11 protein-coding genes are annotated in these 13,624 nt (G+C 72.9%); 8 read left to right on the forward strand and 3 right to left on the reverse strand.

Features of this window, described 5'->3' with window-relative positions:
• Positions 1-4 precede the first annotated feature (4 nt).
• Complete coding sequence (locus ACWDZ4_RS05990; protein ID WP_451507224.1) at positions 5-661, forward strand: hypothetical protein; 657 nt, start codon at positions 5-7, stop codon at positions 659-661.
• Positions 658-2,190 carry a protein kinase domain-containing protein gene (locus ACWDZ4_RS05995; protein WP_451507225.1) on the forward strand — a complete coding sequence of 511 codons (1,533 nt, stop codon included), beginning with the start codon at positions 658-660 and terminating at the stop codon, positions 2,188-2,190. Before ACWDZ4_RS05990 ends, ACWDZ4_RS05995 begins: the two co-directional genes overlap by 4 nt.
• Positions 2,191-2,303: 113 nt before the next feature.
• Here the strand turns inward: ACWDZ4_RS05995 and ACWDZ4_RS06000 are convergent, their stop codons facing one another.
• The gene (locus ACWDZ4_RS06000; RefSeq protein WP_451507226.1) at positions 2,304-3,215 is read right to left on the reverse strand and encodes a class I SAM-dependent methyltransferase; all 912 of its coding nucleotides are present in this window, start codon (positions 3,213-3,215) and stop codon (positions 2,304-2,306) included.
• A gap of 62 nt (positions 3,216-3,277) precedes the next feature.
• Positions 3,278-5,920 (reverse strand): YfhO family protein, encoded by a 2,643-nt coding sequence (locus tag ACWDZ4_RS06005; RefSeq protein WP_451507227.1) that lies wholly within the window; start codon positions 5,918-5,920, stop codon positions 3,278-3,280.
• Positions 5,921-6,142: 222 nt separating this feature from the next.
• Here ACWDZ4_RS06005 and ACWDZ4_RS06010 point away from each other — a divergent pair, with 222 nt between their 5' ends.
• The 4 genes from ACWDZ4_RS06010 to ACWDZ4_RS06025 all read left to right on the forward strand — a co-directional run bounded on the left by ACWDZ4_RS06010 (position 6,143) and on the right by ACWDZ4_RS06025 (position 9,320).
• Positions 6,143-7,105, forward strand: a complete 963-nt coding sequence (locus ACWDZ4_RS06010) for a glycosyltransferase family 2 protein (RefSeq protein WP_451507228.1) — start codon at positions 6,143-6,145, stop codon at positions 7,103-7,105.
• On the forward strand, positions 7,102-7,551 hold the full coding sequence (locus ACWDZ4_RS06015) for a GtrA family protein (protein WP_451507229.1): 450 nt from the start codon (positions 7,102-7,104) through the stop codon (positions 7,549-7,551). Before ACWDZ4_RS06010 ends, ACWDZ4_RS06015 begins: the two co-directional genes overlap by 4 nt.
• A 71-nt stretch (positions 7,552-7,622) precedes the next feature.
• Positions 7,623-8,279 carry a SurA N-terminal domain-containing protein gene (locus ACWDZ4_RS06020; RefSeq protein WP_451507230.1) on the forward strand — a complete coding sequence of 219 codons (657 nt, stop codon included), beginning with the start codon at positions 7,623-7,625 and terminating at the stop codon, positions 8,277-8,279.
• A gap of 60 nt (positions 8,280-8,339) precedes the next feature.
• Positions 8,340-9,320 carry a nucleoside triphosphate pyrophosphohydrolase gene (locus tag ACWDZ4_RS06025; RefSeq protein WP_451507231.1) on the forward strand — a complete coding sequence of 327 codons (981 nt, stop codon included), beginning with the start codon at positions 8,340-8,342 and terminating at the stop codon, positions 9,318-9,320.
• A 112-nt stretch (positions 9,321-9,432) separates the two neighbouring features.
• On the opposite strand, the gene alr is transcribed toward ACWDZ4_RS06025, so the two are convergent.
• Positions 9,433-10,596: an alanine racemase gene (alr, locus tag ACWDZ4_RS06030; RefSeq protein ID WP_451507232.1), complete on the reverse strand. Its 1,164-nt coding sequence runs from the start codon at positions 10,594-10,596 to the stop codon at positions 9,433-9,435.
• A gap of 467 nt (positions 10,597-11,063) precedes the next feature.
• Here alr and ACWDZ4_RS06035 point away from each other — a divergent pair, with 467 nt between their 5' ends.
• Complete coding sequence (locus ACWDZ4_RS06035) at positions 11,064-12,335, forward strand: cytochrome P450 family protein (RefSeq protein WP_451507233.1); 1,272 nt, start codon at positions 11,064-11,066, stop codon at positions 12,333-12,335.
• 113 nt (positions 12,336-12,448) lie between these two features.
• On the forward strand, positions 12,449-13,462 hold the full coding sequence (locus ACWDZ4_RS06040; RefSeq protein WP_451507234.1) for a transglycosylase family protein: 1,014 nt from the start codon (positions 12,449-12,451) through the stop codon (positions 13,460-13,462).
• Positions 13,463-13,624 lie beyond the last annotated feature (162 nt).

Raw genomic sequence — 13,624 nt, forward strand, 5'->3', positions numbered from 1 at the left:
ATCCATGCACGGCTCCGGCAGCACGCCGCCAGTCCGCAGTGAAGGCGTCGTCATCACCCTGCGGGTGCTGTTCACGGCCTGTGCCGTCATCAGCTGCGGAATGCTGTCGTGCGTGCCGCTGTTCCGCGTCGCGATCCTGCGCGGGCGCCCGGTCGACTGGGTGGCCGCCTGGCTGAGCCTGCCGACGGCGATCGCGGCCTTCGCCGTCGTCGGCGAGATGCCCGAGGGGCACGTCTCCACCGACATCGCCATGTCCTGCGTCCTGCTCCTCGGAGCGGCGAGCGCCGTGTACTTCCTGGTCTTCGACATCAAGCACTACGCGCGGCTCGCCGCCACGGGCCGGGGGGCCACCCTTCCGCGGGCTCCGTACGGTCCGTACAACCCGCAGGCCGCACAGGCCCCGCAGGCCCCGCAGCCCCCGTACGTCCCGCAGGCCGCCCCGCCGCAGTACGGCTACCCCAACCCGTACGCGAGCACCCCGGCGGTCGGCCCGGCCCCGATCCCCGCGCCTGCCCCGATCCCCCAGCCCCCGGCACAGCCCCACCCCCAGCAGCAGCCCCAGCACCAGCAGACCCCCCACCGCATGGACCAGGTCCGCGCCGAGCTCGACGAGCTCAGCGACCTCCTGCGCAAGGACCAGCGGGGTGACCGCCCCCGGTGAACGGACGGATCATCGCCGGGCGCTACGAGCTGTCCACCGTCATCGGACAGGGCGGCATGGGCCAGGTCTGGACGGCGTACGACCAGCGCCTCGACCGCCGCGTCGCCGTGAAGCTGCTGCGCCCCGACCGGATGGCCGCCGCCACCGCCGCCGACGAGATGCGCCGCCGCTTCGTGCGCGAGTGCCGTGTCACCGCCCAGGTCGACCACCCGGGCCTCGTCACCGTCCACGACGCGGGCAGCGACGACGACGACCTCTACCTCGTCATGCAGTACGTCGAGGGCGCCGACCTCGCCGACCACCTCGCCGAGCAGGACACCTACCCCTGGCCGTGGGCCGTCTCCGTCGCCGCCCAGCTCTGCGCCGTGCTGTCCGCCGTGCACGCCGTGCCGATCGTCCACCGCGACCTCAAGCCGCGCAACGTCATGGTCAGGCCCGAGGGCACGGTCACCGTCCTCGACCTCGGCGTCGCCTCCGTCCTCGACACCGACACCACCCGCCTCACCCACACCGGCTCGCCCATCGGCAGCCCCGCCTACATGGCGCCCGAGCAGGCGATGGGCGGCGCGGTCGGCCCGTACACCGACCTCTACGCCCTCGGCGTCCTCCTGCACGAACTCCTCAGCGGCGACGTCCCCTTCGCCGGACCGACCGCCCTGGGCGTCCTCCACCGCCACCTCTACGAGCCGCCGCTTCCCGTCCGCCAGCTCCGCCAGGACGTCCCCGAGCCGCTCGAAGCGCTGGTCCTGCGGCTGCTCGCCAAGGACCCCCAGCACCGCCCGTCCTCCGCGCAGGAGGTCTACGAGGCCCTGGCCCCGCTGCTGCCGGCCCACGGCGGCACCCCGTCGGGCCCCCTCGACCCGACCCGCCCGTTCCTGCGCCCGCACGCCCCCTGGCCCGACCGCGCCACCACCCCGCCCGCCGCCCAGCCCGCCCCCGCGCAGGCGCAGCCGGACGTCGCGGGCGCCGTCGACGAGGTCAAGCAGCTGCTCGGCGAGGGACGGATCACCCAGGCCGTCGACATCCTCGGCGGGATCCTCCCGGCGGCCGCCGCCCAGCACGGCGAGCGTTCCCCGGTCGTGCGCATCCTGCGCAAGCAGTACGCCGCGACGCTGCTGGACGACGGGCAGTACCGCCGGGCCCTGCCCGAGCTCCGCCGCCTCGCCGACGACCGGGCCGCCGAGGCGGGCCTGGCCGACCCGCAGGCCCTCCAGTTCCGGTACGAAGCGGCGCAGTGCCTGGAGCAGCTGGGCGAACCGGCCGCGGCGCTCGCCGAGTACCGCGCCCTGCTCCCGTACTACGAGAACCAGTACGGGGGCGGCCCGTCAGCGGCCGACGCCACCGCCCGCGCCTTCGACATCCGCCACCGCACGGCGAACCTGCTGCTCGCGATGGGCGACCACGCCGCCGCGCACCGCCAGTTGCAGAGCCTGCTGTACGACGCCGAGCGCGGGTACGGCCCGTACCACCCGCTGCCGGCCGAGGTACGCCGCGCCCTCGACCGGCACCAGCGGATACGGGACGTCTGAGAACTGCGGGAGTCTGAGAACTGCGGGAGTCTGAGAACTGCGGGAGTCCGAGAACCGCGGGAGTCCGAGAACCGTGGGACGCCCGAGAACCGGAACCGGGAACGCCCGCGGGGTCAGCGCGCCCGCAGGAAGGCGGAGGTCGCGACCCGGCCCACCATCGTGAGTCGGCTGCCACCGCCCGCCAGGTGCTGGTCCAGCGCGTCCTTGACCCCGGGCCAGCGCCCGTCGCCGTAATCGTCGAGCACCACGACGCCGTCCCGCGCGGCGATCAGTTCCACCCACTCCAGGTCGGCGAGGACGCCTTCGAAGGAGTGGTCGCCGTCGACGACGATCACGCCGTACTTCCGGTCGGAGACCTCCGCCCGGACCTCCGGATCCCCCGAGAAACCCTGCCGGATGCGCGCCCCGGTGCCGGGACGGCCGCCGCCGAGCGCCAGGTTGGCCCGTACGACGTCCTCGCGCACCGGAGTCCCCGTCGGCTCCTCGTAGTCGGAGGTGCCCGGCTGGAGCTGGGAGCCCGCCAGCGGATCGACGATCGTCAGTGTCGCCTCGATGCCCGTGCGGTGCAGCATCCGCATCAGGGCGGCCGCGAACAGCCCGTGCAGTGTGCCGATTTCGAGCACTTCGAGTACGTCGCCGTTCCTGCCCTGCGGCCGCGCGAGCAGCGGGACGGTGGCGAGCTTGCCGCACACGTTGGACGTACCGCCCGCCATCCGGCCGACGCCCAGCGCCTCCAGGGCCACCACATTGCGGTAGGCGACGGTGACGTTGCGGCGGGCGCGCTCACCCGCGTCCGTCACGGCGCGGACCTCACGCACGAGCGTGTCGATCTGCTCGGGCGTCGGCATCCGGTGCTGGCCGCGCCCGGTGCGGTCGAGCAGCATGCCGACGCCGTGCTGCTTGCGCCGGAGTTCGGAGATCTCGCCGCGCAGCCCGGCGGTGTGACGTGAGATGCGCTGGTCGACGAGTGCGGCGACGGGGCCGAGGGCCCACCTCGTCAGCCGGTTGCTCAGCAGAGATGGCATGGGGTTCGCCTCTGGCTTCGGTCCTGGGAGTGGGGGGCAGGCGGCCGACCGTACGCCGTGGCTCATGCCGTGCGGGCCACGAGCCGGTGGTCCTCGGATGAAGCCTTCGTGTGGCTCCTGCGCCGGGCCCGTACGCGCCCGAACACGCCCACCGCGACGAGAGCGAGCAGCGACAGCCCGCCCGCGAACCCGCCGGCGCGCAGTCCGGGAGGACTGAACCGGCAGCTCACGGCGGCCGGCGTGGAGCGGCCGTCCAGGGGTACGGCGACCAGGCCCAGGTAGGAGCCGGCGGGCCGGGCCTTCGCGCCGTCCGTGCCGCAGCTCCAGCCGGCGATGCGGGGCATGGCGAAGACGGCCGTTCCGACGGCGCCGGGCGGCAGGACGGCCCGTACACCGCTGTCGGTGACGCGCACCGAGACAGCGCCGCCCGCCCTGAGGCCGTCCACGGCGGCGGCCAGCCGGCTCCGGTCCAGGCAGCCGACGCTCTCACGCGGCAGCCCGCCGGCCCGGTCGCCCTTCAGTGCGATCGTGACGCGGCCGTCGTCCGGGGCGGCGCCGAGCGGCTGCATCGCGGCGCGCCGCGCGGGCAGGCCGCCGCGCAGGCCGGTCTCCGTACCGCCGGGTCCGAGCCGGGCCGTACCGAAGAAGTCGGGGGCCCAGAGGAAGACCTCGCTGCGGGCCGGGCAGACGGCGGTCAGTGTCCCGCCGCGCAGCGCGGTGGCCGGGAGCGTGTAGACGCGGGAGCCGAGGAGCTTCTCCTGGTTGCGGAAGGGGGAGGCGCCGAAGCGCGGCTCGGGGCCGGGCGGGCGCACGGTGACCAGCCGCGGCACCGTGGCGCGGACCACCGTCACCTCGCGGTCGTCGGGCCGCGACCGGACCTGGTGCGGATCGCGCGGCATGCGCACGCGCGCGCCGACGGAGAAGACCGCGTCGGTCACCGGGTTGTCGACGCTCTGGACGGAGCGGCCGTTGGACGTCCAGCCGGCGCCGAGCGCGGCGAGCGTGCGGGTGAGGACGTCGGGCGTGTGGCTGCTGTAGTACGCCGCGCCCTGGCCGCCCACGGTCAACGGGTCGTTGGCGGTGGTCTGTTCGCGTCCGGGTTCGGTCCGGTGGGCGGGCCACCCGTCGGCGTCCGCCACCGCGTCCGCCTGGGCCCGCTGCCGGTCGCCCCACGGCGCGTAGTCGTCGAGGTGCGCCAGCCGCCGGCGGTCGGCGTACGCGGTGGTCACGGCGGCCTGCGCCACCTGCGCGCCGGCCAGCAGCAGCGCGGCGGCCACCGCGAGCACCCGCCCGCAGGCCGGACCCCGCCCCGGTCCCCACCCCGTGCCCTTCCCCGGGCCTCGCCCAGCCCTCCGCCCCGGCCCCCGCCCAGCACCCCCGCCCTCGCCCTCGCCCGCCGGGCGGGCCCACTGCTCCGCGCGCCGCGCCAGCACCACCGCGCCCACCGTCGCCACCACCCCGGCCACGGTGAGCGGATACGTCCAGGAGGTGATCCGGGGACTGGTCGCCGCGCCCAGGGCCACGACCGCGACCACGCCCACCCCGCCGAGCAGCGCCCGCCGCCCCGGCCAGCCGTAGGAGAGCGACACCCAGGCCGCCATCACCAGGACCCCGGCCAGGACGAACGTCTGCCGGTACGGGCTGCCGTTCGGCGTCGCGAAGACGTGCCACACCAGGTGCGTCGGCCCCCACTGCACCGACACCGCCACCACGGCCGCGAGCAGCGTCCACGCCCGCCTCTCGCGCCCCGGCGCCGCCCGGTTCAGGAGCAGCGTGGCGGCGAGCAGCAGCGTGCCGGTGCCGAGGAAGACGGCGGGCGTGAAGAAGCTGTACGTCCCCGGGAGCGCGCGGGCGAACACATCGCTCCAGCCGGCGGGCTCGAACTCCCGCGTCCAGCCCGGGTACGCGTGGGTCGACCCGAGGAGGACGACGGCCAGCACGGGCGCCGCCAGACCTGTGCCGAGAAGGGTGGTGAGGGCGGCACGCAGCAGGACGCGCAGCCGCTCCCGCACGGGCGCGACGTCGTCGTCGCCGACGGCGTCGGTCAGCAGCCGCAGCAGCAGGACGAGTCCGGCCCCGAGCGTCGCCATGTACGCCGTGTAGAAGTTCGCGGTCCAGGCGACGGCCACGACCACCGGCCCCAGGACGCGCCGGCGCCCCGCACGCGCCCACTCGCCCACCAGGCACAGCAGCGGGAACGCGACGAGCCCGTCCATCCACATCGGGTTGTAGACGGCCTCGGTGACCGCCCACCCGCACAGCGCGTACGACGAACCGAGCACCCCCGCGGCCCACCACCGGTCCCCGCCCCCGCGCAGGGCGAGCAGCAGCACGGTCATCGCGGCCGCCGCCGCGGCCATCTTCAGCAGGGTGATCAGGTAGACGGCGAGGTCGATCTCGTCACGCGGGAAGAGCCCGACGAGGGGCGCGAAGGGGCTGCCGAGGTACGTGCCGATGTCGGGCAGGAAGCTCGTGCCGTACCCGGACTGCCAGTTGACCAGCACCCCGCCGTCCGCGCGCCCGTGCAGCAGGTCCCACAGGCGGGTGTGGTACGGCACGAACTGGTTGCCGAGGTCATTGACGCTGCGCGTGCGCGGCCCGAAGGGGAAGGAGCGGGCGAGCGCGTCACCGGTGCACACCGCCGCCACCGTGATCAGCGCGGACAGCGCCGCCGCGCGGCCTCTGGCCGCTTCCGTAATCGACATGATGATCCTTCTACTGCGCCCGCCGACGAATAAGCCAGCATGTGACGGAAAAAGAGATCTCCATGACATCGGCGGCGGTCAAATTCCCGCAGAAAGCGGCGAGTTCACCCATTGGTTGTCGGCACGTCACGTGGAGAGTCGGACTCCGCCATGTCCGGGGGCTGTTCTTCGCTGAACGTCCGACTTCGCCTGCTTCACCTGTGCGAAAACACCGGGAGAGCCGTGCTCATCTCCATTGTCGTTCCGTGCTTCAACGAAGAGGGGATCATCCGCCGCTTCCACGAGCGCGTGACGGAAGAACTCGGCAGCCTCGGCCACCCCGTCGAGCTGGTCTACGTCGACGACGGGAGCAAGGACCGCACGCTCGCAGTCCTCCAGGAGATCGCGGAATCCGATCCGCGCACGCGCTATGTCTCCTTCAGCCGGAACTTCGGCAAGGAGGCGGCGATGCTGGCCGGCCTGCGCAACGCCTCGGGCGAGGCCGTCGTCATCATGGACGCCGACCTCCAGCACCCGCCCGAGCTGGTCCGCCGCATGGTGGCGCTGCACGAGCAGGGCTTCGACCAGGTCGTCGCCCGCCGCACGAGGAGGGGCGACAGGGTCACGCGTACGCTCACCGCTCGTGCGTACTACCGGATCATCAACCGCCTGGTCGACGTCGAGCTCGTCGACGGCGTCGGTGACTTCCGCATGCTGTCGCGCCGCAGCGTCGACGCCGTGCTCGGGCTCACCGAGTACAACCGCTTCTCCAAAGGTCTTTTCGCCTGGGTCGGATTCAGCACCGTCACCTTCGAGTACGAGAATGCCGTGCGCGAGGAGGGCCGCTCGAAATGGACCTTCTCGAAACTGCTCAACTACGGACTCGACGGCCTGCTCTCCTTCAACGACAAGCCACTGCGGGCCGCGCTCTATCTCGGCCTGCTGCTGCTCACCGTCGCCATGGCGTATTCGGCGTGGATCGTCGGTGTCACCCTCGTGAACGGCGTGGAAACCCCCGGCTATGTGACGCTGCTCGTCGCCGTCACCGCGCTCGCCGGGGTCCAGATGCTGATGATCGGCGTCGTCGGCGAATACGTCGGCCGCATCTATTACGAGGTGAAGCGCCGCCCGCACTTCCTGGTGAAGGCCACGAATGTGGAGACGGCGCCCGCCCACCCGCGCAGCCGGGAGCTCGTACGCCGATGATCCGTCGCCAGCTGGTCAGGTTCGCCCTGGTGGGTGTGGTGAACACCGGGACGTACTACGCCTGCTACCTGCTGCTCCTGCCGTGGCTCCCGTACATCGCCGCGCATGTCCTGGCCGCCGTCATCAGCATGTCCGGGTCCTTCTTCCTCAACTGCCGCTTCACCTACAACACGCGCCCCACCTGGCGGACGTTCCTGCTCTTCCCGCTCACCAACGCCGCCAACTTCGTGATCACGACCAGCGGCGTCTATCTCCTCGTGGACGTCCTGCATCTCCCCAGCACGTACGCCCCGCTGATAGCCGCGTCCGCCGCGATCCCCATCACCTTCGTCGTCTCCCGCACGATCATGCTCGGCGGCCCCTCCCGGAATTCCCGGGGCGGCGCATCCACGAACACGAACGAATCGTTGGGCGAATCAGTGGCCCGGACCACTCCGACTGCCTAACATCGATCACCGCAAGGTCGTTCGTCGCACTTTCGTTGCCATGCCGCACGATCACCGCCGGGAGGCACCCTTTGCACCGCCGTCGCACCGCGCTCTCCCTCTCCACCGCGCTCCTGGTCGCGGCGCCGTTCCTCGCCGCCTGCGGAAACGAGGCGCATCCAGGGGCCGCGGCCGTCGTGGGCGGCGGCCGTATCGAGGTCTCCGCCCTCCAGTCGCAGGTCAGGGACGTACGCCAGGCCCAGCAGTCCTCACCGCAGTCCGCCCAGCTCGTCGGCGCGACCGGGCAGCTCGGGCGCGCCAAGCTCTACGACCTCATCGTGGACCGGATCGTGGAGCGGGCCGCGGACGACGCCGGTGCGCGCGTGAGCCGCAAGGAGATCCAGACCGCGCGGGGGCAGGCGGCCGAGCAGGCCGGCGGCGAGGAGCAGCTCGCCGCGATGTACCTCCAGCAACGCGGCGTCGCCCCCGACCAGATCGACGACGCCGTCCGCAGGGACGTCCTGGTCGGCAAGCTCGCAGAGAAGATCGGCGCGACGAACACCCCCGAGGGCCAGCAGAAGGTGAACGAGGCGTTCGTCGCCGCGTCGGAGAAGCTCGACATCGACGTCAACCCGCGTTACGGCACGTGGGACGACCAGAAGATGGAGCTCGGCGACTACAAGGCCCCGTGGATCACCCAGGTCACCAAGGAGGCGGCCGCCCCCGAGGCGCAGCAGGCGGGCGCCTAGCCCACGCCCGGCCGGCGGCCCCGGGGCCGGGCTGTCACACCGCCGGGGTACGTTCGAGGGGTGACCAGCGAAGCCTCCGCCCCCGCCGCCCCCGGCCGTATCGTCCTCCTCACCGCCAGCCACCGGGTCGCTCCAGGACTCCTCTCCTGGCCCGCCTGGCAGACGCTGCGCGACGCCGACCTGGTGGTGTGCGCCGACGCGGACCACCCGCAGCTGCCGTACCTGCGCGAGGCGGGCGTCACCGTGGAGCACGCGGCCCCGACCGCCCAGGAGCTGCTCGACGCGTGCGAGGGCGACCGCACCGTGGTCGTCGTGCCGTCCGGCGAGGGCGACCAGGCCCTGACCGACGGCCTGGCCAGGCTGGCCGGGTCCGGCAGGGTCCAGATGCCCGACCTGGAGCTGCTGCCCGGCTCGTACGACCTGCCGGGCGCCCGCCTCCTCGACCTGGTCCAGGTCATGGACCGCATCCGCCTCGAATGCCCGTGGTCCTCCCGCCAGACCCACAAGGGCCTCGCGAAGTACGGCATCGAGGAGGCGTACGAACTCGTCGAGGCGATCGAGGACGGCGACCGCGCCGAACTCCGCGAGGAGCTCGGCGACGTACTCCTCCAGGTCGTCTTCCACGCACGCATCGCCCAGGAAGCCGAGGACGAGCCCTTCTCGATCGACGACGTCGCCGGCACGATCGTCGACAAGCTCATCCACCGCCACCCGCACGTCTTCGGCGACGAGACCGCCGAGACCCCCGAAGACGTCAAGGCGCACTGGCTGCGTACGAAGGCGGCCGAGAAACAGCGCGACTCGGTCACGGACGGCGTCCCCCTCGGCCAGCCCGGCCTGGCACTCGCCGCGAAGCTCTCCTCGCGCGTACGCGGCGCCCACCTCGACGTACCGCTCCCGGCGGGCGAGGGCATCGGCTACGAACTGCTGGCCATGGCGGTACGGGCGGAGGCGTCCGGCGTCGACCCCGAAGCCGCACTGCGCGCCGCGGCCCGCACCTACCGCGACGCGATCCGGTCGGCGGAGGGCCACACCGGCTAGCCGTTTCCGTGTACCGCAGTCCGCCTGGGCGGGTGCCGCCGCGGAACGGGGCACCCGGCTTCCTGCCCGTTCACCTGAGTGCGTTCACACGGACGCGTTCGCACGGACGCGCTCACGCAGACGCGTTCAGATAGACGCGGGGAACGCGCGTACCGACGCGCGTGACGATCTCGTACGCGATCGTGGAGCTGGCCTGTGCCCAGTCCTGGGCGGTGGACTCCCCCCGGTCGCCGGGCCCGAACAGCACGGCCTCGCTGCCCACCGGGGGCTCGTCGCCGCCCAGGTCCACCACGAACATGTCCATGGCGACCCGCCCGGCGATCGTCCGCAACTTGCCGTCGACCAGCACCGGGCTGCTGCCCGAGGCGTGCCGCGGGATGCCGTCCGCGTAGCCGACCGGCATCAGGCCGAGGGTGGTCTCGCCGGGGGTGACGTAGTGATGGCCGTAGCTGACGCCGTGGCCGCCGGGGACGCGCTTGACGAGGGCCAGCGCGGCGCTGAACGACATCACCGGGCGCAGCCCGAAGTCCTCCGGGGCGCCCAGGTCCGGGCTGGCCGAGACGCCGTACATGGCGATGCCCGTGCGGACCATGTCGAAGTGGGTCCCGGGCAGGGTGAGGGTGGCCGCCGAGTTGGCGATGTGCCGCACCTCGGGCCGTACGCCCTGCTCCTCGGCGTACGCCGTCATCTCCCGGAAGAGGGCGAGCTGGGCGGCGATGGACGGGTGCCCCGGCACGTCGGCGCACGCGAAGTGCGAGAACAGCCCGGCGATCCGGACCAGCCCCTCGGCCTCCGCGCGCAGCGCCGCCGCGACGAGTCCGGCCCAGTCCTCGCCGGGCAGGCAGCCGACGCGGCCGAGCCCGGTGTCGGCCTTGAGGTGCACGCGCGCGGGGCGTCCCGCCGCCCGGGCGGCCTCGACGACCTCCCGCAGGGCCCACATGCCGCCCAGCGAGACGTCGATGTCGGCCTCGATCGCCTGTCGCCAGGGCCCGCCCGGCACCCACAGCCAGCACAGGATGCGGCCGGGAAGCCCGGCCGCGCGCAGCTCGAGAGCCTCCTCGGCCGTGGTCGTGCCGAGCCAGCTCGCGCCCGCGGCGAGGGCCTCGCGGGCGCACGGCACCGCGCCGTGGCCGTACCCGTCGGACTTGACGACGGCCATCACGGCGGCGCCCCGGGCCCGGGCGCGCAGGACCTGCACATTGGCGCGCAGGGCGCTCAGATCGATCTCGGCGCGTGCGCGCACGGCAGCGGTCGGCGCAGCAGTTGTCTCACTCATCGCGTCCCCAGTCCCCTCAGGGGCCGCCGACAGTCCTGGGGCACCGCCCCCTACGACCCCTGGGGCGCGCTCAGGTACTGGGTCGCCGCCCCCACACGTATACCTTGTCGTTCTTCCTCGGCACGCTCCACGGCTTCTTCGCGGCGCCGGCTTCACGCCGACGCAGCCCATGGAGCCGACGGCAGTGTAGAGGCTGCCGTAACGGAGTGAAAGACCTGGCCGCGCCGGGGAACCGGCTTACCGCACAGGCTGGTTGTGCAGGTCCGGCCGACGGTTCCGGGTCGCCGGCAGACGGTGCGCCGGCCCTTCCGGGTGGCGTACCCCTGGCGCCCGCTGCGCATCGCAACGGGCTCGGACAGCACCCCGCTCCCCCTCCCTGCCCAGGTGGGCCGCCGGCGCACGGGACGGACAGGGCCGGACCCGCTCGGCCCTCCGGCGGGTGAGGACAAAGGGATACGGTCGACGGCGTGCCGCACCACCAGAACACCCCCGAACCCGCGTCCGAGGGCCCCGTGCCCGAACTCTTCACCTGGGAGTTCGCCACCGACCCCTACCCGGCGTACGCCTGGCTGCGCGAGCACTCGCCCGTCCACCGGACGACGCTGCCCAGCGGGGTCGAGGCCTGGTTGGTGACGCGGTACGCCGACGCGCGCCAGGCACTCGCGGACCAGCGGCTCTCCAAGGACCCGGCCCACCACAGCGGCTCCGCGCAGGCCAGGGGCAGGACCGGCATTCCGGGCGAGCGCAAGGCCGACCTGATGACGCACCTGCTGAACATCGACCCGCCGGACCACACGCGGCTGCGTCGCCTGGTGTCGAAGGCGTTCACCCCCCGCACGGTGGCCGAGTTCGCCCCGCGCGTACAGGAGCTGACGGACCGGCTGATCGACGCCTTCCTGGAGGAGGGGGAGGCCGACCTCATCCACGACTTCGCGTTCCCGCTCCCCATCTACGCGATCTGCGACCTGCTCGGCGTACCGCGCGAGGACCAGGACGACTTCCGCGACTGGGCCGGCATGATGATCCGCCACGGCGGCGGGCCGCGCGGCGGCGTCGCCCGGTCGGTGAAGAAGATGCGCAACTACCTCGCCGAGCTCATCCACCGCAAGCGGGAAGAGCCGGGCGACGACCTCATCTCGGGCCTCATCCGCGCCAGCGACCACGGCGAGCACCTCACCGAGAACGAGGCCGCAGCGATGGCCTTCATCCTGCTCTTCGCGGGCTTCGAGACGACGGTCAACCTCATCGGCAACGGCGTGTACGCGCTCCTGCGCAACCCGGAGCAGCGCGAGCGCCTCCAGCGCGCACTCGACGAGGGGGACACGGAGCTGCTCGCCACGGGCGTCGAGGAACTCCTGCGGTACGACGGCCCGGTGGAGCTGGCGACCTGGCGGTACGCCACCGAGGCGCTGACCCTGGGTGGCCGGGACATCGGGGTGGGCGACCCCGTGCTCGTCGTGCTCGCCGCGGCCGACCGGGACCCCGAACGCTTCGACGACCCGGACACGCTCGACCTCGCGCGCCGCGACAACCAGCACCTCGGGTACGGGCACGGCATCCACTACTGCCTCGGTGCGCCGCTGGCCCGGCTGGAGGGGCAGACGGCGATCGCGACGCTGCTGCGACGCCTCCCCGATCTGCGGCTTGCGGCAGAACCCGACGATCTGCGGTGGCGTGGCGGCCTCATTATGCGCGGATTGCGCACCTTGCCCGTGCAGTTCGGGGCAGAACGGAAGTGACGGCGCGTCACGGGCGAGACCTTCATGTGATCTCCGCTGTATCGACTTGTGACAGACGTTCGAGTGCGGCTACGTTCACCGTCAACCTCAGCCGTCACTCGAAAGGCCACCGCATGCGCTCCGGGAACGGTAGACACCGCCGCCCCCGTCAGGCTCCAGCTCTCGTCGTCGCGGCAGGAGTCGCCGGATCGGCCATCGCCATCCCGCTGCTCGGCGCGACCGGCGCGAACGCTGCCGAAGCCACGACCTGGGACCGGGTGGCCGACTGTGAGAGCGGCGGCATGTGGAGCGCCGACCTCGGCAACGGCTACTACGGCGGACTCCAGTTCTCGCCGGAACTCTGGCAGCGCTTCGGCGGTACGGCGTACGCGCCGCGCGCCGACCTCGCCAGCCGCTCGCAGCAGATCCAGGTGGCCGAGAAGGTACTGGCCGAACAGGGACCGCAGGCGTGGCCGAGCTGCGCGCCCATCTCGGGCCTGACGGAGGATGAGGACGCCGCGCCGGGCGGCGGCGCGACCGCCGGGCCGGAAGCCGCGCCGAAGGCCGGCTCCAAGGCCGGCTCCAAGGCCGACACGTCGGCCGAGGCGCCGGCGAGCACTACGGCCCCGAAGGCTTCCTCGGGCGGGAAGGCGGCCGGGGCCGGGAAGTCCGCCGAGCCGGCGACGACCCCGCCGGCCGGCGCTGCCGACTCCGCGGAGGCCGAGGCCGGCGCCGCCGCCGAGAAGCCCGGTGCGCCCGCCCGTGAGGTCGCTGGGGCCACCTCCGAGAAGGGCGCCTCCCAGGGCAGGCACCGCGGCGCGGGGGCCCGGGAGGACGCGGACGTCATATCTGGCGATTCGGGCATCGACCGCGAATCGGGCCGCCATGCCTCGCGAGGTGACGGACCGACACGTGACGCGGTCGACACGTCCGGCGCCCGGGAGCAAGAGCAAGGGCAGGAAGCGGACGCGGGCAAGGGCGAGGACGCGGACCAGGGTTACACCGTCCGCGCCGGCGACAACCTCTGGGCCATCGCCGACGCGCACGACGTGCGCGGCGGCTGGCCGGCGCTCTACGCCGCGAACGAGAAGGCCGTCGGGTCCGATCCGGACCTCATCGTCCCTGGCCAAAGCCTCGATCTGGACTGAAATCGGGGGCAGTTCGGGCCGCTATGTCCCCATTGGTGTCAGTGAGACATGGATCTCTTTGCCTCACTTCACACGGTCGGCCCGAACGGTCCGTCAGTCTCGCCCCTGACCTGCGCGGATGGGGATCAGGGGGGAGGGTAAATGGGTGATATTTCCGCGATG

Source organism: Streptomyces sp. NPDC003016, assembly GCF_053591455.1.